We start from the raw sequence: 26733 nt of genomic DNA, 5'->3' as shown, positions 1-26733 counted from the left end.
CTACACCCCCGAATTCGAAATCGCTCACGGCAGTGCGCGCGAATTCACACCCGCAGGCTGGGCGGCCACCGGCACGACGTCCAACAAGATCGCCTCCGGCGGGCAGAACGTGCGTAGCGGCATGTAGGTGGCCGACCCAATCCCGGCCGACACCTGCACCCACGCCCCGCCAGCCTCCTCCTTCGCGATCGCAGCGCCGTCGCCCTTGATCGGCTCCTCGGAGTCGGGGAAGCGGGGCCAGTCGAACAGGCCGGAGGCGAGCGACGGGTCGAGGTCACAGTTCGACACCAGCGCCCGATGCGGCGGCAGACACACCTGCCCGCCATGCGTGTGACCTGCGAAAATGAGCGAACACCCGTCCGCGACCATCTGATTGAGCACCCGCTGATAGGGCGCGTGCGCCACGCCGATCCGCATCCGGGGTTGTTCGCCCACGACGGCATCGCCTAGCTTCCCGACGCTGTCCCCCGGGTTGGTGGCTGGCTTTCCAGAGTTGCCCGTCGGCGAGGCCGGGCGGGTTTTGCCGGCTGAGATGGCTGTGCCGGCTGCGCCGGCGGACCTGGCAGTGCCCGCAGAATCTCCAGCGGCGGGCCCATCGACGGGATCTGGGAAGCGGTCGAGGTGCATGTGCGGGTCGTCCACGCCCACGAATTCGAGATCCCACCCGGCCACTGACATCTGGGCGCGCGCGTTCGTCAGGTCCGCCCACCCGCGCGCCTTGAACTCGGCGCGCATGTCCCGCCACGGCAGGGGCCGGCGATCGGGCTGGCCCTTCTTCGCCCCGCGGTTGGACGGCCCGCCCAGGTAGGCGAGCGGATTCTTGAACGTGGGCGCCACGTAGTCGTTCGAACCGAACACGAACACGCCGGGCACCTCCAGCAACTCGTCGAGCGCGGCGAGGACCGGGGCGACGGCGTCGGGTTCGGCGATCATGTCGCCCGTCAGCACCACCAGGTCCGGTGAGGTCTCCGCGAGGTCGCGGATGAAGCGCAGGCGCTTGGTGTGCCGAGCGAGGGTGTGGGCGTCAGAGATGTGCAAGATGCGCAGCGGACGCGCCTGCCCGGGGAGCAACAGCGAACGACGCCGCAACACGTAGCTGTGCGAATGCACCAGCCCATAGACGCCGGCACCCAGGCCAGCCGCTATTAGCCCGCCGCCACCTGCCAGCACGGCATGAGAAGTTCGCATGTATGCCTCCTAGTCGGGCGGGCGGCCCACCGGGCCGCCCGCCATCACGTCCACCGCGTTGAAATTAGTTTCCGCCTGAAATCCAGATCTCGATCCGGCTACCCGGCGTCGCCTCCTGCCCAGGGGCAGGACTCTGCCGAAGGACGGTCCCCGCGGGCTGGCTCGAGGATTCGGTTCGAGTCACGTACCCGTATCCGGCGGCAAGCGTCGCGGATTGCGCGGCTTCCTGAGTCATCCCCAGCAACGACGGGGCGGGGTTTGCCGCCGTGTCACCAGCCGGCTCCGTGGTCTCCTTTGCCGCTTCCTTTGTCTCTTCCTTTTCTTCCGACTCCTCGAGCTTCGTGCGCGGCACGCGGATCGTGGTCGGATCGGCGGTGGGCTTGGCGAACTGTTGGATAGGTTCGCTGGCGAGCGCGGCGTCCATGTAGCTCTTGAACGTCATCGCCGGGTACAGGCCGCCGTAGACCTCGCGGTGGTAGACCCCGTTGATCACCGAGTGGAACATTGAGATGTAGCCTTCGTGGTGACCCTGCCACACGGCGGAGGCGAGCTGAGGGGTGTAGCCGACGAACCAGGCATGGTAGTCCTCGTTCGCAGTACCGGTCTTGCCGGCGGCCGGGCGCCCGCCCGCCAGCTGGGCGCGCTCACCCGTGGCATCGCTCTTGACCACCTGGGCCAGCGTGGAGGTGGTCCGCCGCGCGAGCTCCTTGTCAATGACCTGGCGGCACTGCGGCTGCCGGTCCGACAGCACGTTGCCGTTCGAATCCTCAATGAGCGTGTAGGACTGCGGTTCGCACCGGTTGCCGTCAGCGGCCAGGGTAGCCATGGCCACCGCCATCGACAGCGGGGTGACCGGGTTCGAGCCGATAATCGCAGCCGGGTTCGGCATGAGCGGCAGGGGCTCGCCCAGCTCGTAGGGCAGACTGAGGTTGGCAATCTGCGCTGTCTCCGCGTCCCCATCCATGGCCACGCGTCCGCGCTCCACGCCCAGGTTGCTGGCCATGTCCATGATGTTGCACAGGTCGAGCTGGTTGGCCATCTGCCCGTAGGCCGGGTTGACCGATTGCTTGGTGGCCGTCAGCACGCTCATCATTCCCGTGCCGACGCCGTCAAGCGTGCCGGGCCCCCACGCCTCGCCGGGCCGCGCGCCGGGCGCGCACCGGATCTTCCAGGAGTTAGGCGCGAACTTCTGCGGCGTGCCATTGACCCGCTCCAGCGTGCCGTGCCCCTCCTTCAGCCACTCGACGAGGGTGAAAATCTTGAACGTCGATCCGGCCTGGAATCCCGATCCGCCGCCCATGTTCATGCCCGCGTTGAGGTTGAGCGTCATGTCATCCGGCGATTCGGGGGTGGGGTTGCCAAAGTTCGTGTTCTGCGCCATCGCGCGGATGTGGCCGGTTCCAGGCTCCACCGACGACAGCGCCATGTTGATGGACGATTCGTCACCCACCGGCACCGAGCCCACCACCGCGTCATACGCGGCCTGCTGTTCAGCCGGATTGATCGTGGTGTGAATGACGATGCCACCACGGTAGAGGGCCGCGATGCGCTCCTCGCGTGTCTCGCCTAGCGCCGGATCGTTCAGCACGTCCTTCACCACATACTCGCAGAAGTAGGCCGAAATTCCGGCCTCCGCGCACCCGTTGGGCACCGAGGTGACGTTCAGCATTTCCTCCACCGGTACGGCTACCGCGGCCTCAAAGTCCTCACGCGAAATCATGTCGAGCTTGTACATCTGGCCCAGCACCACGTCCCGACGCTTCTTCGCCTCCTCCGGGTTCGTGACCGGATTCCACTTGCCGGGCGCCTGCGTGATGCCGGCGATCATCGCGGCCTGCGGCAGCGACACGTCCTTCGCCGAGATGCCGTAGAAGTAGCGCGAGGCCGCCTCCACGCCCCACTGCGACGGGCCGAACTGGGCCAGATTGAGGTAGCCCGTGAGGATCTCATCCTTCGTCAGCTTATTCTCCACCGCGATCGCGTAGCGCGCCTCGTTCAGCTTGCGGGAAATCGAACGCTCGGTGGCCGACGCAATGAGCGTGGAATCGCCGAGGATTCGCCCCTCTTCGATGATCGCGTTCTTCACGTACTGCTGTGTGATCGTGGATCCGCCCGCGAGCCGCCCGCCCGTGAAGTTATTGAACGCCGCGCCGATGAGACCCTGGGCGTCAATGCCGTTGTGCGTGTAGAAGCGCTCGTCCTCAATCGCGACCACCGCCTGCTTAATCAGCGGCGAAATCTGGTCGGATGCCACTACGATCCGGTTCTCCGCGTAGAACGTGGCCAGGTGCGAGCCGTCCGCCGCCAAGATAACGGACTGCTCGGACGGCTTGGTGAAGTCAATATCCGTGGGCAGGTCATCAAACACCCGAGTGCCCGCGTTAGCAACCGTGCCCGTGGTGGCCACTATAGGTAGCGCCGCGGCGGCAAGAATCCCACCGCCGACACCGGTGAGCAAAAAGAAGCTGAGCAGGGCGACGATGATCTGTCGGATGGTCATCTTTCGGCCAGAACTACGCATGTTTCAACAATAGTGGTTGCCACCGACAAAGTTGCGTGAATTGGGGCATGCCAAGGGCGGATGTGGCCCGTTTATCTCCGGTGTTCTGCGCTCTGAACAGGGTGAACGCCGCGTCCGCGGACCGGCCGGATGTGATTTTATCGGAGCAGTTGGGTAACATGTTGGTGAGTGACCGCAGTCACGCCAGTTCGGGAGCAAGGGCGCTTTCGGTGAAGGGATAGGTAAATGACGCAGGTATATGAGGATCAGACGTGGGCAGTGCGCGCGATCTGCGCAAACACTGATCCGGATTCGCTCTTCGTGAGGGGCTCTGCGCAAGCCGACGCCCGTCAAATGTGCTTCTCCTGCCCGGTCCGCATCGAGTGCCTGGCCGACGCCCTCGATTCGCAGATGTCCTTCGGCGTCTGGGGCGGCATGACCGAACGCGAGCGCCGCGCCCTCGTCCGCCGCTTCCCCCACATCACCGACTGGTGGGATTACCTCACCGAATCCAACGACGCCGTCGCGATCGAGCTTCGCGCGGGTCGCATTCCGCGCCTCTCGCGGCGTCCGGCAGCGCGCTGACACCCCGCCCTGCCCGTAGCTCGGCCGGCAACAATAATTCGCGGGCCGGATCGAGCCACATCGGCGCATATGTGCAGATGTGGCTCACATCGTCCCGGAAGTATTCGATTGAGCTTGGTGCCCGGCCTACTTGGCGATGAAGGTGACTTCCACTTCCACCGGCGCATCCAGCGGCAACACCGCAACTCCCACGGCGGAGCGGGTGTGCGCGCCGCCGTCGCCGAAGATCTTGCCCAGCAGCTCGGAGGCGCCGTTGATGACGCCGGGCTGACCAAAGAAGCCCGGGTCGGAGGCAACGAAGCCGGTCACGTGCGACACACTCACCAGGTGATCCACCCCGCCGGCAGCGGACGCCGCCGCCGCGAGCGCGTTGAGCGCGCACTGTTTCGCCAGGTCGTAGGCCTGCTCGGCCGACACCGCCTGGCCTACCTTGCCCGTCACCAGCTCACCCTTGACGAAAGGGAGCTGGCCGGAGGTGCGCACCTCGTTGCCGACACGCCGAGCGGGGATGTAGGCCGCAACTGGGGCGGCGACGTCGGGAAGCTCCAGGCCGAGCTCAGCCAGCGCCTGCGCGATGCTCACTCGACCGGCCTCTTCATGTAGGCCACGGGGTTAGTGCCGTTCGGGCCGGGGATAACCGTGACAAGCTCGTAGCCGTCCTTCCCCCACGTATCAAGAATCTGCTTCGTGTTGTGCATCAAGAGCGGTACAGTGACGTATTCCCAAGTAGTCATGGCTCCAGCGTAATGAGACGGGCGAGCACCGGCAAGGCATTCGATTGGGGGTGCTCTACCCGTTAAAGGCAATTGGACGATGTCGGGGCCATCTGCGTGAAGGAGCAGATAGCCCCGACATCGTCCAGCTAAGCGAAATGCCCTAGCCGCCGGGCGGCGACTAGTGGGCGCGGCGCTGCAGGCGCCCCACCTGGATGAGCAGCACGGCCCGGCCCTCGAGGCGGATCCAGCCGCGGGCCGTGAAGTCCGCCAGCGACTTATTCACCGTCTCGCGCGACGCCCCCACGAGGTGCGCCAGCTCCTCTTGGGTCAGATCGTGGGCCACGTAGATGCCCTCGGGCGTGCGTTCGCCAAAGCGCTCGGCCAGGTCAAGCAGGGCCTTGGCCACGCGTCCGGGCACGTCGGAGAACACGAGGTCGGCCATCTGGTCGTTCGTGTTGCGCAGGCGGGTGGCGAGCTCGCGCAACATGGCCTTGGCCATCTTCGGGTGCTCGTCAATGTAGTTCATCATGTCCTTGTGGGACAGGTAAAGGAACTTTGACGGCGCAATCACCGTGACCGTGGAGGACCGCGCGCCCAGATCAAACAGTGAGAGCTCGCCAATGATCTCGCCCGGGCCGAGGATCGCGATGAGGTTTTCACGCCCGTCGTCGGAGGTGTGGGACAGCTTCACCTTGCCTTCGACAATGACGTAGAGCCGATCGCCCGCGTCACCCTCGTGGAACAGGGACTCGCCACGCTTGAGGCTGGTCTCTGACATGAGGGCCATGAGGGAGTCGCGCTCGTCGTCCCCAAGCTCCTTGAAGAGTTCAACGTTGGCAAGGATGTTCGATTCCATCCGCTTACCTTTCTACTTAAGTTTACTGAGGTCTTCGTGACCATGCCGGTGGGCGGTCGGGGCCGCGCGGCGGGTCGGGCTTGTGTCCGAGGTCATACACACTACATCTTGCCATGCTAGCGCGCTATTCGCACGGTGTATACGGGGGTTTGTCGCGCTAATCTGGTCTTACGCCGCCGATGGAGGTTGACATGATGGAACCCGGCTCGCCCGAGCAGGTCACGGAAATCCTGGGGCGCCTTGCCGCCCTCTATCCCGACGCCGCCTGCGAACTTGACTTCACCACCCCCTTCGAACTGCTGGTCGCCACGATTCTCTCGGCCCAGACCACCGACGTGCGGGTCAACCAGGTGACCCCCGAACTATTCGCCCGCTTCCCCGGCCCGGAGGCCCTGGCCGGCGCCAGTATCCCCGAGCTGGAGGAGATCCTGCGCCCGCTCGGCTTCTTTCGGGCCAAGGCCAAGTCGCTTTCGCGCCTGGGCGGGGCGTTGCTCGAGGCCCACGACGGCGTCGTGCCTGGAACGCTAGAAGAACTGGTGAGGTTGCCGGGGGTGGGGCGGAAGACGGCGAACGTGGTGCTCGGCAACGCCTTCGGCGTGCCCGGGATTACGGTGGACACGCACGTGGGCCGGCTGACCCGGCGATGGGGGTGGACGCAGCAGACCGACGCCGTCAAAGCCGAGCGCGAGCTGATGGAGATCATGCCGCGCGAGGACTGGACCATGGATTGCCACCGCATCATCTTCCACGGGCGGCGGGTGTGCCACGCCCGCCGCCCGGAGTGTGGGGCGTGTGCGCTGGCGGACATCTGCCCGTCGGCAGAATAGGGCCCAGCCGCCGGGTCGGTAGAGTAACCGGGCAAACGTCAGGACTCTGAGAGTTTTCGTCGGCAAAAGAGGCCGTTTTGGCCTCAGGGTCCTGACAATTGACGGGGCGCCGCCGAGCCAATCGGGCAAAACGGAACAACCGCCACTGGCTAAGCCGAGCAATTCTAGACAAATCGGACATTGCGGTCCGCCGGTGCGCCGATCCCACCCGGAAAGCAGCTACTCGAGCCCCTGAAGGAAGTCCAGTAGCAGGCGCGTGGTGGTCTCGGGCTGTTCCTCGGCCACGAAATGCCCGGCCCCGGCCACTCGCACCTTGTGGTACGGCCCGGTGGAGAACTCGAGGTCCTTATCCCAGGCGCGGTCGGGGAGGAGGGGGTCGGCCTCGCCCCGGATCGCGAGCACGGGGATGTGCACGGGGTTCGCGGAGGCGCGCAGGTAGGTGCGCCCGGTGGCGCTGCGCTGCGAGTTCCACGTCCACCGCAGCTGGTTGATGGCGATCTTCGCCGCGCCGGGCAGTTGCAGGGCCTGGGTGTAGATGTCGGACTGGCTGGAGGCGCCGTTGTTGCCGGAGGCGGACCACTCGGTGAGCAGTGCTCGCACCACGGACTCCTTGGCCAGGTTGCGCCCTGAAATGGGGGTGAGCGCGAAGGTGAGCACGTGCCGCCACGTCCGCAACGTGACATGCATGCCCAGCCGGTGGAGGGTGCGCGGGTGCGGGGAGGAAATGGTGACGAGCCCGGCGAAGAGGTCCTGCTCCATTGACACCGCGCTCCACGCCAGCGCCCCGCCGCGCCCATGCCCGACGACGACCGCCCTGCGCGCCCCGAGCGCCCGCACGATCGCCACGAGGTCGGAGGCGAGGGTGAGCCCGTCTTCGGAGTCGGGGGTCTTATCGGAGCCGCCGATCCCGCGCTGGTCAATGGCTACCACGTGGTAGCCGGCGGCGTGCAGTGGCTCGATCTGGTTGCGCCACGCCCACCAATACTGGGGAAACCCGTGGACGAGCAGCACGAGCGGCTTGTCGGGGTTGTGGGAGCCGGCGATCGCGGCGTGGAACTGGGCGCCGTTGGCGCGGATGTATTCGTGGCGCCAGGGGCCGGGGAGGGTGATGCAGGTGGTGTCGGCGGGCATTAGGAATCGCGAAGGAGTAGGTTGCGGCGGGTGACGGTGGTGCCGAAGGCCTGGCCGCGGCGTCGTGCGCCGTGCGAGACGATGCCCGTGAGCAGCAGCAGCGCGCCGAAGACGGCGATGCGGCCGGTGGCGAGGTCGTTGCCGAGGTGGTAGACGACGTTGCCGGTAAATGCGTTGTAGCCGCCGATCGCGTTCGACAGCTGCTCCACCACGTCCTGTGCGAACTTCGGGGCGCCGAGCGCGCCGGCCCCCGCGAGCAGGACGAGCGTGCCGATCACGTTCGCGCCCAAGGACGACGCCCGGGCCATCCACCAAATAATTCCCGCGACGACGACGCCGCCCGCCAGCTCCAGCAACGGCATGAGCTGCGGGGAGCCGGTCATCCACGGGTTGTCGGGGACGATCGCGAGGCGAGCCCCGGCGTCGGCGATGAGGTACCAGGCCGCGGGCACAAGCAGCAGGGTGAGTAGGAGGGCGCCGGTGTGGGTGAGGCCGCGGCCCTTGGGGGCGTCGGGGATTCTGTCGGCGAGGACGGTGTCGCCCGGGTCGGCGGACCAGCGCTCGCGGCGCTCTTCGGCGTCGGCGGAGCTGGCGGCGGTCATGAACGCCGGCGCGGCGGGGGAGTCCGGGGTGGGCTGCTCGACGGCGGTGTCCGGGCTGGCCGGGGAGCTCGCGTATGGTTCGTAGGAATCGCCGAAGGTGGCCGCGCTCATGACGGAGGTGCGCGTGGGGCCGCGCGGGGCGTCGTGGGTGGAGGATGCGAGATCGTCGGAGGTTTCGGAGCTCAGCGGGCCGAAGCCGCGGGGGCTGGAATCGGAGTCGGTGCTGGCGGGCGAGTCGGCGCGGGCCGGGCCATCAGCTCGGCCCTCAATGGAATCGGCGGCCGGGCCCTCGGCCCAGCCCTCGGCCCAGCCCTCGGCGGGCGTGGCATCCTTGGCGGGCGCCCCACCCTCAGTCGGCTCAGCGCCCTTGGCCGGCGCATCAGACGGCCAGCCGTTCCCCTCGTCGCGACCAGGTGCCAGCGGGTCCGCCTCCCATGTCTCCTCGGTGCCGGCCTCGTTGTGCGCGGGGAACTCGGGCTCCACCGACCCGGTGAAGCGGTGCGGCAGGCCGTCGTTGGCGAAGCTGCCCAGTGTGGGTTCGGCCTTGCCGGGCTCGGCGGCGGGGGCGGCGGCGCGGTCGTCGAGCGGCTCGAGGATCGAATCCTCGTCGTCGAAGGGCCGGCGCGAGTTGGAGTTGTAGGGGTCGGTAGGCGTTGACACGTTGTTCTCCTTCTACTTCTTGCTCCAGCGTAACGACAAAGAGCGGCGATAAGCCAGAACTTGTCGGCGTGCCTGTGTGGAAAACGCAAAACTATCCACAGTTGCGCCGCCGGGGCGCCGCACCCGCGCCGGATTCGCAAGACTGCCGGCATGGAGAACATGCATTCAGTGGTGTACACCGGCACGGATCGGACCGTGGGCGACGAGCTGGCGCGGCTCGCGGACCTCGTGGGGATTGATTTTGCGCGCCTGCGCGCCCCCGCGGTGCTCATGTTCGACGACGCCGACGCCCCCGGCCAGGTCGAGGCCCACTTCCACGAGATGTTCGCGCCCTACTTCCCGCGCGGCCGGGTGCGCCTGGATCCGCACGAGTCCGCGGATGTGCTCGAGCTCATGGCCGCCGTGGGGTTGACGATGCGGGGGCGGGTGATCGGGGTCGTGGGCGCGCATGGTGGGGCCGGGGCGTCGACGATTGCGGCCTGGCTGGCGCGGCTGATTGCGGTGGAGGACGACTGCGCGCTTGTTGACGTGAATCCGGCGTCGGTGGGGATTGACCACCTGCTCGCGATCGATGCCGAACCTGGCAAGCGCTGGGCGGACCTGGCCGGAGACGGCGCGATCCTGGCCGGGCGCCTTAACCGGGTGCTGCCGCGCTGGCAGGATGTACGCGTGGTCTCCGCCGACGACCGGGGCGGGGTTCCCGACGCCGCAGCCGCGACCCGCGTCATCAGCGCGCTCGCGCAAACGCATGCGTGGACGGTGCTCGACCTGCCGGTCGCGGCCGGGATGGCGGGCAGTGAGTGGCACGGGCTACTCGATTGGTGCGACGTGGTGCTGCTGGTGACGAGGCCCGACGCCGTCGCCCTGGCTCACGCTCGCGCCCGCCGAGACCATATCGGGCGGCAGATGGTGGCGGTGGGCAACACGGTGGGATCAAAGATGGAGGCCGCCCACCTGGCCGGTGCAATCGGCGTGCCGGCGATGTTTTCCGTGCGGACCTTGCGCGGCACCCGCGGCGATCTCGACCACGGCGTCACCCCCGGCGACCGCAAACGCTCCGGCGCCGAACGGGACCTGCGCGCCCTGTGGGAGCACGTGCTGGAGGTGACGGCATGAACCTCGATCCGGCCCAGCTGGCGGGGATTCGGCGGCGGCTCGCGGCGGGGGAGAACCTGCGCGGGGCGCTTGCAGCGGTTCCCGGCGCGATCTTCACGGCCGACGTCGCGGCCCTGGACGCGCAGGTGCGCCGCGAACTCATCGGGGCCGGGCCCATCATCGCCCCGCTGCTGGAGGACGCGGAGGTGACGGACGTTGTCGTGAACGGGGTGGAAGTGTGGGCCGACCGCGGGCAGGGCATGGAAAAGGTGGCGGCCGAGCTGGACGGCGAGGAGGCGACGCGGGCGTTGGCGGTGAGGCTGGCGGCGTCCTGCGGGCAACGCCTGGACGACGCGAGCCCGATCGTGGACGGCACGTTCCCCTCCGGCGTGCGATTGCACGCGGTGATTCCGCCGCTGTCGGCCGAGGGCACGCTCATTTCCCTGCGCACGCACCGCGCCCGCGTGCTCACCCTGGACGAGCTGGAGTCGGGCGGCTCGGTGGAGGCCGAGGTGGGGCGGGTGGTGCGCGCGCTGGTGGAGCGGCGGGCGAACGTGCTGATCTCGGGGGCCACGGGCGCGGGCAAGACGACGTTCCTCAACGCCATGCTGTCGCTGATCGGAGCCGAGCAGCGGATTTTGGTGATTGAGGAGTCGGCGGAATTGCGGCCCGACCACCCGCACGTCGTGCACCTGCAGGTGCGCAAAGCTAACGTGCAGGGCGCGGGCGAGGTGACGATGAGCGACCTCGTGCGCGCCGCGATGCGCATGCGCCCCGACCGGATCGTGCTCGGCGAATGCCGTGGCGCCGAGGTGCGCGACGTGCTCGGTGCGCTCAACACCGGCCACGAGGGCGGGTGGGCCACGATCCACGCCAACTCGACCGCGGACATCCCCGCTCGGCTCGTGGCGCTCGGCACGCTGGCCGGTATGAACGAGGTCACGGTCGCCGCGCAGGCCGCCTCCGCGCTCGACGCCGCCATCCACGTCCGCCGGCTTGGCGGGCGCCGCTTCGTGTCCGAAATCTCCGTGTTCGCGCGCCGAGGTGGGGAGCTGTTCGCGCCGGTCGCGATGCGGGTGGACCGGCCCGGCGGATGCGTCACGCACGACGACGGGTGGGCGGCCCTGGCCCAAAGGCTTGGGTTGGAGCCGGGGGCGGGGGTCGGGCGGTGATCTGGTTCGGCGTGCTCCTGGTGGTCGCCTTCGTCACCGTGCCGCGCCGGAGCGTGGAGCGAAAGTTGCGCGGGCGGCGTCGCCCGGAAAAACAGCCCCGGCCGGTGATGGACATGGGCGCGATCGTGACGGAGGTGGCGACGCGGCTGCGGTCGGGGTCGAGCCCGGAGCGGGCGTGGGCGCAGACGTTGCAACACGCAGGGCTCGAAGTGGACGACCCCGTTCTCGGCGACGACGGCGTCCCCCTCGCGCTGCGCGGGCTCGAGCGCATGGGCTGGTGGGAGCGGCGTAAAGTGGGCGTGACCGACGTGGCGCTACACACCCTGCCCGCCACGTACGCCGTGTGCGTGATGAGTTTCCGCACGGGCGCGCCGATGGCCGACGTGTTGGAGGCGTGCGCGGCAGGGATCACCGAGTCGGGGGAGGCGAAGAACGCGCGCGAGGTGGCGCTGGCCGGCCCGCGCACGTCCGCCCGCATGCTCGCGGGGCTGCCGGCGATCGGGATTGCGTTGGGGTACGTCATGGGCGCGGACCCGCTGGGCTTCCTATTCACGACGACGCTCGGGCGCCTCGCACTCGTAGCAGGGCTGAGCTTTGAGGTGGCGGGGCTGATGTGGACTGCGCGGATGGTGGCGCGGGCGCGGGTAGAGGAGGAATAGGTGCTGGGGCTAATGGTGGTTGCGGCGGTGCTCGCGGTGGTGTGGATGCCGTGGAGGGTGTCGGGAGGAGGCGCTGGCTCGAGCGGGGCTGGGGCCGCGGGCTCGGGGCTGGCGCGGGTGCGCGAGCGGGTGGCCCGCGTCGTGGGCAGGGCCGGGGTGCTCGGCAAGAGGGCGGACGAGCCGGTGGACATGGCCGTCGTGCTGGATCTGGCGGCGGCGGCGCTGGGGTCGGGGTTGTCGATCCCGGGGACGCTCAAGGCGCTCGACGCGGCGATCGGCGGGGCCGCGCGCACGCAGACCGCGAACCTGCTGCTCATGGGGGCCACCTGGGAGGAAGCCTGGGAGGACCTACACCGCGACCGACTCCGCGACGCCCTCCGCGCCGCCTGGACCGACGGAGCCGCGCCCGTGCCACTCATTCAGCGCAGTGCTCAGAGCCTGCGCCTGCAGCGCCAGCGTAATGCGAAGGAGGCCGCGGCCCGGCTGGGCGCGCGGCTAGTGATGCCGCTTGGGTTGTGCTTCCTGCCCGCGTTCATCCTGCTGGGCATCGTGCCGGTGGTGGCGGGCGCGGCGGGGCGCCTGTTCGGGCTTTAGCCGGCCGTATACCCGGCTGACCCGTCAGAAGTCGTGAGTATGCCGGCTGGCGGTGTGTATGGGGCGTTGGTGAGTCTTATTTTCACGAGTTGTGTCGGGTGTGCCGGGTAGCTGGCTTTGACGGCGCCCGGCGACGGGGCGGGGGCGAACTATCCACAGCGAAGCTCCCGGGAGGGCTATTCACTTTTGGGGATTATCGGCGTTTCCAGATTTTGCGATTGATGAGACTGGAGATGTCACACACCGTGACGACCCCACACGGGGGCATACAACACGAGAGAGGAAAAACAATGAAGGCAAAGAAGTTTCTGACTCCGCAGGCTGAGTCGGGCATGGTGTCGGCGGAGTACGCGGTCGGTACGGTAGCGACCACGTCCATCGCGGGGATCTTGATCTGGCTGGTCCAGCAGGACTGGTTCCGCGAGGGCATCGCGGCGATCTTCAGGCTCATTTTCAAGTACGCCTAGCCGTTCGGCGGGTGGGGCGAACCCCACCCGCCGAACCCGGTCATAGGGAAAGGAGGGAACGAGGTGAACGGAAGCGAGCGGCGGGCTGGGTCAGGGCGTGCTCCGGGAGGTGGGCCAGCTGGGCAGGCTGAGGCAACGCGTGCGGCGGGCGACATGCCAGTCGGCTGGGTGCGGGCCGAGGGCGGGATGGTCACCGCGGAATTCGCCATCGTCACGCCGGCCGTGATCCTCGTGGCGCTGGCCCTCATCTCCATGCTGGTGATGGGCTGGAAGCAGGTGGAGGTGGGCAACGAGGCTAAGGAGATTGCCCGGGAGTATTCCCTTCACGGGCACACCACCCTGGCTGAGCAGGCCAAGGCAACGGGAGCGGACGTGCGGCTCGGCGTGGAAGGGGAGGTCGTGACGGTGACGGTCACCCGCCGTGGCGGCGGCCTCTACTCCTGGTTTGACCTCGACTTCAGCGGCACTCACCGGGCCGTCATCGAACCGAGGAGCCATGGCTAGGGCCCGGGCGGAGCGGGGCTCCTCAACGACTCTCGCGGCGGGCATCATCGTGGCGCTCGCGGCGTTGGCCACCCTCCTATTCCAGTTGGTCGCGGCGGCGGGCGAGCGCATGGAGGCACAGAACGTCGCCGACCTGTCGGCCATCGCGGCCGCGATCACCTACCGGGATACGAGCTCGCAGGAGGGCGCGTGCGCGCGGGCCCGCGAGCTGGTGCTTGGCTACTCAATCACCTGCGAGGTAGAAGGGAGGAACGTGCGGGTCACGGTCCGCCGCGAGTCCCGCTTCGCCTGGATCACCCGCGCCCACGAGGCTAGCGCTGTGGCGGGCCCGGCTCGCGGCCCGTAGGGCTGGGCCAGGAGGCGAGCAGGTAGCGCAGCAGGGCGGTGGCCCCGTGCTTATCGAGCGGTTCGTTGTTGTTCCCGCACTTGGGTGACTGCACGCACCGCGGACAGCCGTGGGCGCAGTCGCAGGATTCGAGGGTGTCGAGCGTGGCGCGCAGCCAATCCGCCTCGGCGTCGAACCCGCGGTCGGAGCAGCCGGCCCCGCCGGCCATTGCGTCGTGGACGATGATGGTGGGCTTGCCGGTCTGTGGGTGGGCGGCGGTGGACAGGCCGCCGATGTCCCAACGGCTGCACGTGGCGAACAGTGGGAGCAATGCGATCATCGTGTGTTCGGCGGCGTGCAAGGTGCCGGGCACGTCGGCCGTGCGGATCCTGGCCGACGTGAGCGCCTCGACGTCGATCGTCAGCCACACTCCGGTGGTCTCCAACGACCGCATGGGCATGGTCAGCGGGTGGGTGCCAAGGTACAGGCCGTCGGCTACCCGCCGCACGTCGTAGCCCACCACCCGCGACTGCACCACCACCCGCCCGCGGCACCACGTGCCGTGGGGGAGGCGCACCTCGGCGTCGGTGGAGAGGATCTCCACGGAGGTCTCCTCACGGGCGAAGGTGCGGATCTCCTCCTCGCGGTGGCGGTGGACGAGCGCGACGTCGTCGGCCAGGCTCTCCACCATGTACGCCACGCCCTGGTGGAGATAGATTGCGCCGGGGTGGACGGTGATGTCGGCGCGCGCCTGGTCCACGGTGCCAAGCAGGGCGCCCGATTCGGCGTCGATGATCGACACGGTGGTGCCACCGCCGCGGATGTCAACCATGTCGTGCGGGCTTACGTGCAAGGCCGGGTTCCAGAACCAGCCGCGCGGGCGGCGCCGAAGTAGGTCGGCGCGCTCGAGGTCTTCGAAGACCTCGGTGGAGGGCAGGGAGAAGATCATCATGTCCGCCTCCGTGAGCGGGACCTCGGTGGCCGCCGCACACAGGTGCCCGGGCAGGATCCACGGGTTGGTGGGATCGAAGACGCTCATCTCCGGGCTCGCCTCGAGGATCGCGGGGTGGCTGAGGATGTACTGGTCGAGCGGGTTGTCCCGCCCGATGAGGACCGCCAGCCCGTTCTCACCGGCACGGCCCGCCCGGCCGATCTGCTGCTGGAAGGAGGCCTGCGTTCCGGGCCACCCCGTCACGACGACGGCGTCCAGGCCCGCGATGTCAATCCCGAGCTCGAGCGCGGAGGTGGTGGCGAGCCCGCGCAGGTCGCCCGTGCGGAGCTGGCGTTCCAGTTCGCGGCGTTCCTCGGGTAGGTAGCCGCCGCGGTAGGCCGCCACGGTGCCCTCGAGGTGGGAGGCCCGCTCGTGGAGGACCTCCCGCGACACCTCGGCCACCCGCTCCGTTCCCGGCCGGGAGCGCACGAAGGTGAGCACCCGGGCGCCGGCGGCCACGAGGGTGGCGGTGAGCTCGCCGGCCTCGGTGTTGGCGGAGCGGCGGCGGACGTCGATGTTGCCCTCGTCGTCAATCGCGGCGGGCTGGGCGTCCTCGACCTCGCGGCAGGCGAGGGTGAGGATGTCGCGCTGGCCAGCGGGTGAGCCGTCGTCGACCACAGCGACGACCTGCCCGAAGGCCTCCCCGAGGAAGCGCTGGGCGGACACGGCCGGCTCATAGGCGGTGGCGGAGAGGAACACGACCGTGGGATCGGCGCCGTAATGCCGTGCCACGCGCAGCAGCCGGCGCACCACCAGCGCCACGTTGGAGGCGAAGGAGCCGCGATAGGAATGGAATTCGTCAATCACGACGTAGGCCAGGCCGCGCCAGAGCCGCTGCCACATCTCCTGCCGGCCGAGCAGGCCGAAGTGGGCGAAGTCGGGGTTGGTGATGACCACGTCGGCGCTGGTACGGGCCCAGGCGCGGGTGGGGCCGTCGGCGTCGCCGTCCACGCTCGCCACGCCGATCCGCCGGTCCACGAGGGCGGCGAGCCGCGAAAGCGCCTGCTCCTGGTCGGCACCGAGCGCCTTCGTGGGCGCGAGGTAGAGCGCGGTGGGGCGGGAACGCGCCGAGGCCAGCGACGTTGTGGCGCGCCCTTCCGCGATCGCCGACAGCACGGGCACCCACGCGGCCAGCGACTTGCCTGACCCCGTGCCCGTTGCCACCACGACGTGGCGGCCGCTGTGAGCGGAGTCGGCAGCCTGGGCCTGGTGGATCCACGGCCGCTCCACCCCGATCTGGGCAAGCGCGGCGCGCACCTGCGGCGCAACCCATTCACCCCACGTGCCGTAGCGAGGCGCGCGGGGCGGGACGACGACGTGGCCGGTGAGCTGGTCGGCGCCGTAGGATCGGGCAACATCGAGGAGCATGGTGCCAGTGTGCCACCCCGCTCCGACAAATTCAGACCCGCCCGCACGACGGTCGAGGCGCGGCTTCCCGAAAGGGCGCGGCTCGCGCGGTGCGCACCTTGCGCACGCCTGCCCCGCCGCCCGGTCTCAGCCGCGCCGCGGGCTCCTCCGAAGAGGGCACCTTAGTCGAGGGCGAAGAGGTCGCCGGGCTGGCAGCCGAGCGCCTCGCAGATCGCGGTGAGGGTGGTGAAGCGGACGGCGCGCGCCTTGCCGGTTTTAAGGATGGAGAGGTTGGCCATGGTCAGGCCGGTGCGTTCGGAGAGCTCGGTGAGGGTTATGCCGCGGGCGGCGAGCACGGCATCGAGCGTGCAGACGATCCGGTGATCCTTTTCAGACGACATAGTCGAGCTCCTCCTGCATCCTTGAGCCCTGGCGGAATGCTGCCCAGAACGCGAGGGCGAGGATGCCGGCGAACACGAGCGCGAGGCCGAGCGTGTCGGGCCCCGCGGCGATGGTCGCGCCGTCCCCGCTCGTGGCGAGTTGGAAGGCGCTGGAGTCCTCGGAGATGCGGGTCGTGGAGGCCTCGCCCAGGACGTAGGCGATCACGCCCCCGGCTACGAGCAGCCCCGCCACCAGGCCCATCCGGCCCAGCGTGGCGCGCGCGAAGGCCTGGGCCTTGCTGATCCGGCGGATGACCCTCGTGCCGAGCACAAGCGCGGTGGCGAGCGTGAGGAGGACGACGGCGTCGTAGGCCACGGTCCACCCAATCGTGGCGGACGAAACCCAGCTCATGGGCACGCTTGATTCGCCGTTCATGCAGAAGTAGGGCAGGTCGCACGCGCTGGCGGGCGCGCCGCCCAGGTGCGAGCCCACGGTCAGGGCGACGAGGGTGTCGAGCAGGCCGGCACCGAGCAGGCACGTGCCGAGCCAGATGATGGCCACGGCGCCCCAGAGGAGGATCTTCTCCCAACGGGTCATGACAACTCCTTATCGTTAATCGATGTTATTGATTAACAATAAACTCGCGTGTGGCATCGGGCAAGGGTCGCGCCTCCGCCCGTGGGGGGGGATCCGCCCTTCTCCTCAACAAACTCAGCACGCACCGTGGTCGCGCCTCCGCCCGTGGGGGGATCCGCTTCACGACGCCCGAGGCCCGGCTCGCGCCCTGCGAGCCGCGCCCGCAGCTCCTAATCCGCCACCGGCCGCGGAAGACGATGTCCTCTTTAGTTAAAGCCCGCTCGAATATGAACTGCGCGCTGAGATGGGCATCACAGCGTGAACTGCACAACTGAACCGTCAGCAACCAGCGGGCAAGCCTAGAGGCTCCGGTAATGTATCCGTCCAGAATATTTTCGGCAACGCACCACAACCCGGTCGTGGGCGCTTGCCACTGTCATTTTGGAAGGGATGTTTTGAAGTTCGTAGGGAGAGCTTGGCGCTACTGTGTACGCAAGCCAGTAAAAACACTCATCATCTTTGCTGTTCTGGCCATCATGGCCACCGTGGTTATGTCCGCCAGTGCGGTCACCCGCTCAGCAGACCACGTGTCCAATGAAATCGAAGCAAAGACTGGCCGCGGTTTCGTCCTGGAGAACAACCCCCAACATAACCCCGGAACACCACGAGGCGCCGGCACCGTCAAAGCTGCTGACATCGACAAACTCGCGGGGCTGGACGGTGTGGAATCGTACGTGGCCCGCCAGAACGTGACCGCTGACCTCGTGGGGGCGGAAGTGCAGAAACTCGACCACGCCGACTATGACAAAAAGCGTGAAGAACAGTTCGGCAATGCCGTCAACGTGTGGGGTGTCAACAACAGCGAAATCGCCAACAACTTCCGCAGCGGCACGCTGAAACTCACCCAGGGCCGCCACCTGACACCCGACGACAAGAACAAGGCCATCATCCACGAGGATCTCGCCAAAGCCAACAACCTCAGCGTGGGTAGCAAACTTACGCTGAAGGGCAACAAGTACGACGTCGACAACGAACGCCAGTCCACAGAAGAAGTCACAACCGAAATCGTGGGCCTCGTATCCGGCGACAACCCCCGCCCGCCGGCAACGCGCAATGAGCTTTTCGCCAACACCGTCTTCACTGACCTTGATACCACGCGCGCGCTGTACGAGTTCACGCCAGAAACTGAGATCTATCAGGACGCGAACTTCTTCATCAGTAAAGACGCCGACCTCGACAAGGTCGCGCAAGCTGCCAAGCAGCAGGACGTCGACTGGCAGAACTATCAGATCTCCCCAGCAGCCCAGTACCTTTCGGGCATCACCGGCGCTGTTGACGGCATCAAGAGCATCATGCGCAGCACCACCGTTGCCGCCACCATTTTTGCTGCTGCAATCGTGGCTCTCGTCCTGTTCCTATGGCTGCGCGAACGCAACAGGGAAACCGGCACGCTGCTGTCCATCGGCGTGACCAAAACCAGCATCGCCACACAATACTTCACCGAAATGATCATGATCGCCGTACCGGCGTTCATTGCCGCTTACTTCGCCGCCGGCCGATTCGCCCAATGGATGGGCGACACCACCCTGGCCAGTGTGAACAAGTCGGCAGCACAGGACATGGCGCAGGCCGGACAGTTCGGTGCTGACATGGAATCTTCCGCGTCAGCCCAAACACTGGAAAACCTGACAGTGGGACTGACCTCTGCTTCGGTTGTTCAAGCCGTTATCATCTGCGCGGTCGTCATCGCCGTGGTCGTTGCCATCACAGCTGTGCCCATGCTACGTAAGAGCCCCCGTGCGATCCTGGCGGACACCAAATGACCAGCCCCTGGTCACGCGCAATCCGCTGCGTTACTCGCAAACCCGGCCGCACCCTGACCATGATCCTCATCATGGCCGTGGTGTGCACCACGCTCGTCGCCCAATCCGGTGTGCGCTCCACCATGGCCGAGGTCAAAAACGCCATCAACACCAACGTCGGTGCCGGATTTACGGCAACCGTGTCGGCAGGGGAGACCGTTGGCGAGGTGGAGTCCGGTTCGGAAGGTGACCCGGCACCTCGGGAAGGTGACCAGGTGGAGACCACCCCAGGTGAGGCACCTGTGGTGGGCTCCACCTCGGGAGATTTCACGGGTCTTGATCGTGACCTGGCCGAGCGCCTGGCAGCCCTGCCCCAGGTGGCGCGGCACAGTCTCGAAGCTGAAACCTTGGCTCGGCCCGAAGGCGCGCAGCCGGTACTGGGTACCAGTGGAATTCAGCTGGACCCGAAATTCGCCGGTGATGTCAGCGTGACCGGAACCAGTGATTCTTCGCTCAGCCCGGCTTTTCAGGGCAAGCTGTACCGGCTTGTCGAAGGGGAGCACCTGGGCTCGCAGGAAGATTCGAAGTCCAGCGCTGGGGAGCCGCGGGCCATTATCCACCGCGCGTTCGCTGATCAGAACAAACTCGGTGTGGGCGACAAGCTCACGCTTACCCGCGATGGTGCGAAGGTCACGGTCACGGTTGCCGGCATTCTCGAAGGCAAAACCGACAACCCCACGGGCCTGCCATCCGGGGCATCTGAGAACCACATTTTCGTGGACCTTTCATCTGCGCAGAAGCTGGGCGCGCCCCTGACCACGGGCCGCTATTTCACGCAGAACGCACAGCAGCTGCCGGAGACGCTCGCGGCTGCTGGGCGCATAGCGCCCGAGCTGACACTGGAGGACAATTCCGCACAGTTCGCACCCGTACTCCAGGCGATTTCCGGGGTGGACCGACTGCTGGGAATCCTGCTGTTGGGTCTGGGGGTGGCCGGTGCGTGTGTGCTGGCACTGGTGAGCACCTTCTGGGCGCGCGGCCGTGCTTACGAAATCGGCGTCCTTCTGTCCTTGGGCAAAAGCAAAGCCAATGTGCTGTCGCAGTTTGCGATCGAAGCCGGCATTTTCGCCGGTGCGGCCGCAGTCATCGCCGCGGTGGTCGGCACAGCTCTTTCCACCCGGCTGGGACAGGCCGTCTTCGCGCAGGTAGGCGGGGAGGCGCTGTCGTCGATTCAGCTAAGCACCGGAGCCGGTGATGTTGTCCTAGCGTTGGTGCTGGGCGCCGTCATCGTGCTCTTCGGAGTGTCCGTGGGAGTCCTGCCGCTCGTCATGCAGCGCCCCAAACGAATTCTTGCAAAACTCAGTTAGGAAACATCATGGCCATCATGCAGCTTGATCACGTCAACTTCAGCTATGCCAGCCGCGCCAAGCGGGTGCTCAGCAACGTCAGCTACGACTTCGAAGAAGGAACGTTCTACGCAATCGTGGGCTCGTCCGGTGCGGGCAAAACAACCATGTTGAACCTGCTGGCTGGGCTGGATACACCCACTCAGGGGACTGTCCGGTTTGGCGGCGACGACATTGCCGAAACCGGGTACACCCGTCACCGCAAGGACCAGATTGCGCTGGTGTTCCAGAACTACAACCTCATCGACTATCTGACACCCTTGGAGAACCTGCGCCTGGTCAACCGCAAAGCCAGCATTGACGACCTCACGCGGTTGGGCATCGACGCGGCCGCTGCAAAGCGCAACGTGCTGGCCCTGTCCGGTGGTCAGCAGCAGCGAGTGGCGATCGGACGGGCCCTGGTTTCCTCAGCTCCTGTCATCCTGGCTGATGAGCCCACCGGCAACCTCGATGAGGAAACCGCCGAAGGCGTCATCGAGATTCTGCGGGACGCAGCCCACCAGCAGGGCAAATGCGTCATCGTGGTCACGCACTCGAAGCAGCTGGCACGAGCAGCCGACATCACCCTCCGCCTCGAACAGCGTAAACTCGTCGAGCACAAAAAGGCCTAGACGGGCGAGGTGGGGTTACTTCTTTCCGAATGATCTGCCGAAGAACGAAGTCTTCTTCGGCAGATCGTCGGTCCAGGCGTTTGCTGCCTGGGCGCTGTTCGGCCCAGTTCTGACACCGTCAGGGGCGGGGTGGGTGTAGGCAAAGTGCCGTGCGCGCACGGTGAACGCATCGTCGTCCCGGCCTACGGCCCCAACGGGACGCTGAAGTTCTTGAATGACCAGGTCCCCACCCACCTCGGCCAATGATTCGTCCTGACCATCCTCCACGAACGCAAAACGAGACTTGTCAACAATAGGTTCGCCCCCGTCCAATTCCGCATCGCCGGACATCAGGTGTCGAACCAAGGTGCCATCAACAAACACCCGGTAACCCGCCGTTCGTTATCACGCCGGCCGCCGCGCGGGAGGGCGTGGGCAAGCTTGACTATCGGGACGCTGGGCTGGACGTTGACCTCGTCATGCGCGAGCTGTTGCCCGTCACGTCCTACATCGAGATGTGGCTGCGTGACGGCGCGCTCACCCACGCCACCCTGACTCTGCCCTCTCGTACCGCGCGTGGCTGGCGGACTTCGGCGCGCGCAAGGTGACCCACATCGGCATGGGATATCTGGCCGTGGGCTGGGCGACGGCGTCGTGATCGCGCAAGAGCTACACGGAATGGTCCTGCCGAACCTGCACAAGTACATGGAGCGGATCTGGGCCGGGCTGCGGCAGGAGGACTTGGCGAGGTTGGCGCCAGTGGCGCACGGGGAGCTGACCACGGCGCAGATCGTGTCCGCGCTGGCGGAAATATTGTCGGAGGCGCCGGATACACTGGTGGAAAAGTTGATATCGAAAGTTGTTCAGCTCAAACAGTTGGGTATGCTGACTTTCGTCGAGCCGGTGGCGCTTTAGCCGGCGTTCACGTTCAATCTCGCCGCGGGGCGAATAGAAAGAGGAATCAATGACGAAGCTTGTCATCGTCGAGTCTCCTGCCAAGGCGCGCACGATCGGGAACTATGTGGGTTCCGATTTCGTGGTCGAGGCGTCCATTGGGCATATTCGTGACCTCCCGCGCCCATCGGAGCTGCCAGCCGAGATGAAGAAAGGCAGTTTCGGCAAGTTTGCCGTGGACGTGGAGCACGATTTTGAGCCCTATTACGTGGTGAATGCGGACAAGAAAAAGAAGGTCGCCGAGCTGAAGAAAGCGCTCAAGGATGCCGACACGCTCTACCTCGCAACCGATGAGGACCGCGAGGGTGAGGCGATCGCGTGGCACCTGCTCGAGGTGCTGAAGCCGAAGGTGCCGGTCAAGCGCATGGTCTTCCACGAGATCACGAAGGAAGCGATCACCCGCGCGCTGGATAACACCCGTGATATCGACACACAGCTGGTGGATGCCCAGGAAACGCGCCGCATCCTTGACCGGCTGGTGGGGTATGAGGTCTCGCCGTTGCTGTGGCGCAAGGTGGCGCCGGGGTTGTCAGCGGGGCGCGTGCAGTCGGTGACCACCCGCCTGGTGGTGGAGCGCGAGCGGGAGCGTATGAAGTTCGTGCCGGCCTCGTACTGGGACGTGACGGTCAGCCATGACAAAGGAGGCCAGCCGTTCGAGTCGAAGCTGTATGCGGTGGACGGCGTGCGGATCGCGTCGGGCAAGGATTTTGGCGACGACGGGCGGCTGACCGCCAAGTCGGAAAAGGCGGGCGTGGCCACGCTGTCGGCCGAGCAGGCGGAGCAGGTGGCGAAGGCGATCGAGGCGGCGTCGGCGTACGTGGCCTCGGTGGAGACGAAGCCGTACCGCAGGCGGCCGGCGGCGCCATTTACCACTTCCACTCTGCAACAGGAGGCCTCGCGCAAGTTGCACCTTTCGGCGCGTGACACGATGCGGGTGGCCCAGGCGCTGTACGAAAACGGCTTTATCACCTACATGCGAACGGATTCGACCAACCTGTCCACCGAGGCGATCTCGGCGGCGCGGCGCCAGGTGCAGGAACTGTACGGCGCGGACTACCTGCCGGAAAAGCCGCGGCTTTATACGTCGAAGGCGAAAGGCGCCCAGGAGGCGCATGAGGCGATCCGACCGGCGGGCGATTCGTTCCGCACGCCCCAGCAGGTGGCGAACGAGCTGCGCGGGCGGGAGTTTCAGCTGTACGAGCTGATCTGGAAGCGCACGGTCGCCTCCCAGATGGCGGATGCCACGGGCTCCACCGCGTCGGTGCGGTTGGTGGTGGACGTGCAGGCCGGGGGCGTGCAGGAAGCCACGCTGGCGGCGTCGGGAACGATCATCACCTTCCGCGGATTCCTCGCGGCGTACGAGGAGGGCCGGGACAAGAAGCGCTATGAGGACAAGGAGTCGGAGGCGCGGCTGCCGGACCTGGCCGAGGGCGAAGAGGTGGCGAATCTGCAGGCCACGGCCGAGGGCCATGAGACCACCCCACCCCCGCGCTACACGGAGGCCTCGCTGGTGCGAACGCTGGAGGAACGCGGAATCGGGCGCCCGTCCACGTACGCTTCCACGATCTCCACAGTGATCGACCGCGGGTACGTGGACAAGAAGGGCAGCGCGTTGGTGCCCACGTGGACGGCGTTCTCGGTGGTGCGCCTGCTGGAGGACAACCTGCCTGAGCTCATTGATTACGACTTCACGGCGGAGATGGAATCCGACCTGGACGACATCGCCGCGGGCCACAAGAGCCGCGTGGACTACCTAGGCGGCTTCTACTTTGGTACGGGCGGCGCGGGCGAGGGCGCGGCTGGTGGTAGCGCTGGCGGCGGTCTGCACGGGCAGGTGGACGGGCTAGGCGATATTGACGCCCGGGCGGTCAACACGATCGACTTGTCGGAGCAGGTGGCGGTGCGCGTGGGGCGCTACGGGCCCTACCTGGAGGAGACCGTGGACGGCGCGGTGACGCGGCGGGCCAACATCCCGCCGGAGGTCACGCCGGATGAGCTGACGATCGAGAAGGCCAAGGAGCTGCTGGACTCCGCGATGCAGGAGGACCGGGAGCTGGGCAAGGATCCGGACACCGGCTACTCGATCGTGGTCAAGGACGGGCGCTTTGGGCCCTACGTGTCGGAGGTGTTGCCGGAGGACGCGGTGGCCTACACGCCCACGGGCAAGGTATCGAAGGTCAAGCCCAAGCCGAAGACAGCCTCGCTGTTTGCCTCGATGAGCCCGGACACGGTGACGATTGACGACGCGCTGCGTCTGCTGTCCTTGCCGCGTGAGGTGGGCGAGTCGAACGGGGAGATGATCGTGGCCACGAACGGGCGGTACGGCCCGTACATGAAGCGCGGGTCGGACTCGCGGTCGTTGGAGAGCGAGGACCAGATCTTCTCCATCACGCTGGAGGAGGCGGAGGAGATCTTCTCCAAGCCGAAGGTGCGCGGGCAGCGCCAGGCGCGCCCGCCGCTGGCAGAGCTGGGGACTGACCCGGTGTCGGGCGGAAAGATCCTGCTCAGGGACGGGCGCTTCGGCCCGTATGTGACCGACGGGGAGACCAACGCCTCCCTGCCGCGTTCGGAGGATATCAACCAGATCACCCCGGAGCGCGCCCAGGAGCTGCTGGTTCAGCGCCGGCTGAAGATTGCCGAGCAGGGCGGGCCGAAGGCGCGCAATAAGACGCGGCGGACGGTGAGCAAGTCAGGGGCTAAGAAGGCACCGGCGAAGAAGACGGCAGCGAAGAAGAAGTAGGCGGCTGGCGGCCGCGCTGGGCGCGGCTCATGATGGCGGCGGGAAGTAGTCGACGGGAAGTAGGAAGCGATGGGCCTGTTCATTTCCTTCGAGGGCGGGGACGGCAGCGGTAAGTCCACGCAGGTACGCGTGCTCGCAGCCTGGCTGGAGGAGACGGGGCGCGACGTCGTCGTCACGCGCGAGCCCGGCGGCACGAAGATGGGCAACGCGATCCGTGAGTTGCTGTTGCACGGGGAGGACATGGGCCCGCGAGCGGAGGCGCTGCTGTATGCGGCGGACCGCTCGCATCACGTGCAGTCGAAGGTGCGCCCGGCGCTGGAGCGCGGGGCGGTGGTGGTGACCGACCGCTACTTGGATTCGTCGGTGGCCTACCAGGGCGCGGCGCGGGAGCTGGGCACTGAGGAGGTGCGTGAGCTGTCGCTGTGGGCTGTGGGCGGGTTGCTGCCCGATGTGACGTTCCTGCTCGACCTGCCCGCTGAGGACGCCGCGCGGCGCGCCGCGGCGCGCGCTGGAGGAACGGCGGGTGAGGGCTCGGGTGCCGGCGAGTCCCCCGGACTGGACCGGCTCGAGCGCGCGGGCCAGGAGTTTCACGACGCCGTCCGCGCCCAGTACCGCCTGCTCGCCGCCCGCGAGCGGCAGAGGTTTTACACGTTAGACGCCCGCCGGCCGGTGGAAGATTTGGCGGAGGAGATTCGCGAGGTCGTGGTGGGGATGTTCGAGGAACGCCGGCAGAGGCCGGGAGCCACGGCGGACGGCGCTGGGGGCATGCGCGGCGACGAGGGCGCGGACGGCGTCGTTGGCGGGCCGGGAGGCGAGCGCGCGTGAGCGTCTTTGATGAGCTGGTCGGACAGCAGGAGGCGGTGGCGGACCTGACGCGCGCCGTTAAGGCGGCGCGGAAGATCGCGGGTGCGGGATTTGGCTCGGCGCGGGGGAACTCGGCGATGAGCCACGCCTGGCTGATGACGGGCCCGCCGGGGTCGGGCCGCTCACTCGCGGCTCGCGCGTTCGCGGCCGCCCTCCAGTGCACGGGCCCTACCCCGGGGTGCGGGGAGTGCTCCCAGTGCAAGGCCGTGATGGCGGGCCAGCACCCGGATGTGAGCTCGTTGTCGACTGACCTGGTGACAATCAAGGCCGACGAGGTGCGCGCCTACGTGGCTAGCTCTTATCAGGCGCCGGGGAGTGGATCATGGAAGGTGTTCATCATTGAGGACGCGGACCGGATGGTCGAGCGCACCACGAACGTCCTGCTCAAGGCGATTGAGGAGCCCGGCCCGCGCACGGTCTGGCTGTTGTGTACGGCGGCGGTGGCCGACGTTCTGCCCACGATCCGCTCCCGGTGTCGGAACGTCAACCTGGTGACGCCGGCGGTGGACGAGGTGGCACGCCTGCTCGTGGAGCGCGAGGGCGTTGAGCCGGAGGCGGCGCTCGTGGCGGCGCAGGCCGCGCAGTCGCACATTGGGGTTGCGAAGGCGCTGGCCACGGACCCGGAGGCCGCGGGGCTGCGAAAGAAGACCCTAGACGCGCTGGCGTCGATCCACGGGGTGGGGGATGCGGCCGTGGCCGCGTGGATGCTGGTGGACCCGGAACTCATGGGTGTCAGCAACACGAAGCGGGACAAGGAGTCCGAGGAGCGTGAGGAGGCTGAGCGTCTCGCCGCACTGGGCCTGGAGGCCGGAGCGCGGGTGCCGGCGGCGGTGCGGAGCCAGGTGAAGGCGACCAGCGTCGATTCTAAGCGCCGCGCCACGCGCACGCTCCACGACATGATTGACCGCGAGCTGACCTACATGATCTCCTTCTACCGTGACGTGGTGGCCGTGCAGCTGGGCGCCCAGGTGTCGCTCATTAACGGCGACTATGCGCAGGCGATCCAGAAGGTCTCGGCGGGGATCGGCCCGTCCGAGGCGCTGTACCGCATAGACACGCTGAGCGAGGCCCGCGAGCGCCTGCGCTCCAACGTGGCCCCGCAGCTGCTCATGGAGGCGGCGCTGTCGGCGATGCGGCAGTAGGCGCGGGCGAGCGGCGTGGGGCGGGCCGGGCGTCGTCGTCGAGAAGTTTTCCACAACGG

Annotated in this window: 28 protein-coding genes; 17 read left to right on the top strand and 11 right to left on the bottom strand. The window is 67.3% G+C overall.

Translation table 11 applies throughout. From position 1 onward, the window contains the following. Positions 1 to 24 precede the first annotated feature (24 nt). Positions 25 to 1188 (bottom strand): metallophosphoesterase, encoded by a 1164-nt coding sequence (locus HMPREF3167_RS04840; RefSeq protein ID WP_083281083.1) that lies wholly within the window; start codon positions 1186 to 1188, stop codon positions 25 to 27. A gap of 64 nt (positions 1189 to 1252) precedes the next feature. After that, the gene (locus HMPREF3167_RS04835) at positions 1253 to 3709 is read right to left on the bottom strand and encodes a penicillin-binding protein (protein WP_070445810.1); all 2457 of its coding nucleotides are present in this window, start codon (positions 3707 to 3709) and stop codon (positions 1253 to 1255) included. A 225-nt stretch (positions 3710 to 3934) separates the two neighbouring features. Here HMPREF3167_RS04835 and HMPREF3167_RS04830 point away from each other — a divergent pair, with 225 nt between their 5' ends. Further along, positions 3935 to 4273, top strand: coding sequence for a WhiB family transcriptional regulator (locus HMPREF3167_RS04830; protein WP_062613026.1), 339 nt, complete (start codon positions 3935 to 3937; stop codon positions 4271 to 4273). Between the two features lie 126 nt (positions 4274 to 4399). On the opposite strand, the gene HMPREF3167_RS04825 is transcribed toward HMPREF3167_RS04830, so the two are convergent. The 3 genes from HMPREF3167_RS04825 to HMPREF3167_RS04820 form a co-directional block, all read right to left on the bottom strand. Then, positions 4400 to 4855 (bottom strand): RidA family protein, encoded by a 456-nt coding sequence (locus tag HMPREF3167_RS04825; protein WP_062613028.1) that lies wholly within the window; start codon positions 4853 to 4855, stop codon positions 4400 to 4402. Further along, a complete protein-coding gene (locus tag HMPREF3167_RS09825) occupies positions 4852 to 5007 on the bottom strand; it encodes a Sp36 family protein (protein ID WP_162839027.1) in 156 nt (51 codons plus the stop codon). The genes HMPREF3167_RS04825 and HMPREF3167_RS09825 overlap by 4 nt, the downstream gene beginning before the upstream one ends. Positions 5008 to 5167: 160 nt before the next feature. Beyond that, complete coding sequence (locus tag HMPREF3167_RS04820; protein WP_062613030.1) at positions 5168 to 5845, bottom strand: Crp/Fnr family transcriptional regulator; 678 nt, start codon at positions 5843 to 5845, stop codon at positions 5168 to 5170. A gap of 191 nt (positions 5846 to 6036) precedes the next feature. Between HMPREF3167_RS04820 and nth the strand changes: the two genes are divergently transcribed. Continuing rightward, the gene (gene nth, locus HMPREF3167_RS04815; RefSeq protein WP_210382938.1) at positions 6037 to 6672 is read left to right on the top strand and encodes an endonuclease III; all 636 of its coding nucleotides are present in this window, start codon (positions 6037 to 6039) and stop codon (positions 6670 to 6672) included. 219 nt (positions 6673 to 6891) lie between these two features. Here nth and HMPREF3167_RS04810 read toward each other — a convergent pair whose 3' ends face one another. Together HMPREF3167_RS04810 and HMPREF3167_RS04805 are read right to left on the bottom strand one after the other, a co-directional pair. Continuing rightward, positions 6892 to 7803, bottom strand: coding sequence for an alpha/beta fold hydrolase (locus HMPREF3167_RS04810; protein WP_068539050.1), 912 nt, complete (start codon positions 7801 to 7803; stop codon positions 6892 to 6894). Beyond that, on the bottom strand, positions 7803 to 9065 hold the full coding sequence (locus tag HMPREF3167_RS04805; RefSeq protein ID WP_070445808.1) for a hypothetical protein: 1263 nt from the start codon (positions 9063 to 9065) through the stop codon (positions 7803 to 7805). The genes HMPREF3167_RS04810 and HMPREF3167_RS04805 overlap by 1 nt, the downstream gene beginning before the upstream one ends. Positions 9066 to 9215: 150 nt before the next feature. On the opposite strand from HMPREF3167_RS04805, the gene HMPREF3167_RS04800 reads away from it, so the two are divergent. The 7 genes from HMPREF3167_RS04800 (at position 9216) to HMPREF3167_RS04770 (ending at position 13902) form a co-directional block, all read left to right on the top strand. Beyond that, a complete protein-coding gene (locus HMPREF3167_RS04800; RefSeq protein WP_062613035.1) occupies positions 9216 to 10181 on the top strand; it encodes a cellulose synthase operon protein YhjQ/BcsQ in 966 nt (321 codons plus the stop codon). After that, positions 10178 to 11332 carry a TadA family conjugal transfer-associated ATPase gene (locus HMPREF3167_RS04795; RefSeq protein WP_070445805.1) on the top strand — a complete coding sequence of 385 codons (1155 nt, stop codon included), beginning with the start codon at positions 10178 to 10180 and terminating at the stop codon, positions 11330 to 11332. Before HMPREF3167_RS04800 ends, HMPREF3167_RS04795 begins: the two co-directional genes overlap by 4 nt. Continuing rightward, on the top strand, positions 11329 to 11991 hold the full coding sequence (locus HMPREF3167_RS09930; RefSeq protein ID WP_068539053.1) for a type II secretion system F family protein: 663 nt from the start codon (positions 11329 to 11331) through the stop codon (positions 11989 to 11991). Before HMPREF3167_RS04795 ends, HMPREF3167_RS09930 begins: the two co-directional genes overlap by 4 nt. Beyond that, the gene (locus HMPREF3167_RS04785; protein ID WP_068539054.1) at positions 11992 to 12585 is read left to right on the top strand and encodes a type II secretion system F family protein; all 594 of its coding nucleotides are present in this window, start codon (positions 11992 to 11994) and stop codon (positions 12583 to 12585) included. Positions 12586 to 12875: 290 nt separating this feature from the next. Continuing rightward, positions 12876 to 13052: a DUF4244 domain-containing protein gene (locus tag HMPREF3167_RS04780; RefSeq protein WP_068539055.1), complete on the top strand. Its 177-nt coding sequence runs from the start codon at positions 12876 to 12878 to the stop codon at positions 13050 to 13052. Positions 13053 to 13115: 63 nt separating this feature from the next. Further along, positions 13116 to 13556: a TadE/TadG family type IV pilus assembly protein gene (locus tag HMPREF3167_RS04775; protein WP_145989868.1), complete on the top strand. Its 441-nt coding sequence runs from the start codon at positions 13116 to 13118 to the stop codon at positions 13554 to 13556. Further along, on the top strand, positions 13549 to 13902 hold the full coding sequence (locus HMPREF3167_RS04770) for an Rv3654c family TadE-like protein (protein WP_070445799.1): 354 nt from the start codon (positions 13549 to 13551) through the stop codon (positions 13900 to 13902). The genes HMPREF3167_RS04775 and HMPREF3167_RS04770 overlap by 8 nt, the downstream gene beginning before the upstream one ends. Here HMPREF3167_RS04770 and HMPREF3167_RS04765 read toward each other — a convergent pair. The 3 genes from HMPREF3167_RS04765 to HMPREF3167_RS04755 form a co-directional block, all read right to left on the bottom strand. After that, complete coding sequence (locus tag HMPREF3167_RS04765) at positions 13868 to 16240, bottom strand: DEAD/DEAH box helicase (protein ID WP_070445797.1); 2373 nt, start codon at positions 16238 to 16240, stop codon at positions 13868 to 13870. The two genes, HMPREF3167_RS04770 and HMPREF3167_RS04765, sit on opposite strands and share 35 nt — an antisense overlap. A gap of 161 nt (positions 16241 to 16401) precedes the next feature. Further along, the gene (locus tag HMPREF3167_RS04760) at positions 16402 to 16620 is read right to left on the bottom strand and encodes a helix-turn-helix domain-containing protein (RefSeq protein ID WP_068539058.1); all 219 of its coding nucleotides are present in this window, start codon (positions 16618 to 16620) and stop codon (positions 16402 to 16404) included. Next, entirely contained in the window at positions 16610 to 17197 is a 588-nt protein-coding gene (locus HMPREF3167_RS04755) for a DUF2975 domain-containing protein (protein WP_070445794.1), read from the bottom strand. Before HMPREF3167_RS04755 ends, HMPREF3167_RS04760 begins: the two co-directional genes overlap by 11 nt. Before the next feature lie 434 nt (positions 17198 to 17631). On the opposite strand from HMPREF3167_RS04755, the gene HMPREF3167_RS04750 reads away from it, so the two are divergent. The 3 genes from HMPREF3167_RS04750 to HMPREF3167_RS04740 are packed head-to-tail and all read left to right on the top strand — an operon-like array spanning position 17632 to position 20995. Continuing rightward, complete coding sequence (locus HMPREF3167_RS04750) at positions 17632 to 18999, top strand: ABC transporter permease (RefSeq protein ID WP_070445791.1); 1368 nt, start codon at positions 17632 to 17634, stop codon at positions 18997 to 18999. 59 nt (positions 19000 to 19058) lie between these two features. Continuing rightward, a complete protein-coding gene (locus tag HMPREF3167_RS04745) occupies positions 19059 to 20345 on the top strand; it encodes an FtsX-like permease family protein (protein ID WP_210382964.1) in 1287 nt (428 codons plus the stop codon). Positions 20346 to 20353: 8 nt separating this feature from the next. After that, a complete protein-coding gene (locus HMPREF3167_RS04740) occupies positions 20354 to 20995 on the top strand; it encodes an ABC transporter ATP-binding protein (RefSeq protein WP_062613056.1) in 642 nt (213 codons plus the stop codon). 15 nt (positions 20996 to 21010) lie between these two features. Here HMPREF3167_RS04740 and HMPREF3167_RS04735 read toward each other — a convergent pair whose 3' ends face one another. Continuing rightward, a complete protein-coding gene (locus tag HMPREF3167_RS04735) occupies positions 21011 to 21358 on the bottom strand; it encodes a hypothetical protein (protein WP_148132390.1) in 348 nt (115 codons plus the stop codon). A gap of 47 nt (positions 21359 to 21405) precedes the next feature. Here HMPREF3167_RS04735 and HMPREF3167_RS09815 point away from each other — a divergent pair, with 47 nt between their 5' ends. From HMPREF3167_RS09815 to HMPREF3167_RS04715, 5 genes are all read left to right on the top strand, one after another. Beyond that, on the top strand, positions 21406 to 21582 hold the full coding sequence (locus tag HMPREF3167_RS09815) for a hypothetical protein (RefSeq protein WP_168160569.1): 177 nt from the start codon (positions 21406 to 21408) through the stop codon (positions 21580 to 21582). A 46-nt stretch (positions 21583 to 21628) separates the two neighbouring features. Then, positions 21629 to 21889, top strand: coding sequence for a hypothetical protein (locus HMPREF3167_RS04730; protein ID WP_068539062.1), 261 nt, complete (start codon positions 21629 to 21631; stop codon positions 21887 to 21889). A 49-nt stretch (positions 21890 to 21938) separates the two neighbouring features. Further along, complete coding sequence (gene topA / locus HMPREF3167_RS04725; RefSeq protein ID WP_070445784.1) at positions 21939 to 24668, top strand: type I DNA topoisomerase; 2730 nt, start codon at positions 21939 to 21941, stop codon at positions 24666 to 24668. 69 nt (positions 24669 to 24737) lie between these two features. Then, positions 24738 to 25493: a dTMP kinase gene (gene tmk, locus HMPREF3167_RS04720; protein ID WP_070445781.1), complete on the top strand. Its 756-nt coding sequence runs from the start codon at positions 24738 to 24740 to the stop codon at positions 25491 to 25493. Next, positions 25490 to 26674, top strand: coding sequence for a DNA polymerase III subunit delta' (locus HMPREF3167_RS04715; protein WP_062613066.1), 1185 nt, complete (start codon positions 25490 to 25492; stop codon positions 26672 to 26674). The genes tmk and HMPREF3167_RS04715 overlap by 4 nt, the downstream gene beginning before the upstream one ends. Positions 26675 to 26733: the final 59 nt, after the last annotated feature.

This window comes from Trueperella sp. HMSC08B05, assembly GCF_001808405.1.
In the GTDB taxonomy this organism is placed as follows: domain Bacteria; phylum Actinomycetota; class Actinomycetes; order Actinomycetales; family Actinomycetaceae; genus Trueperella; species Trueperella bernardiae.
Note: the sequence above shows the minus strand (reverse complement) of the source record. Positions and strands in the feature narration are given on the sequence as shown.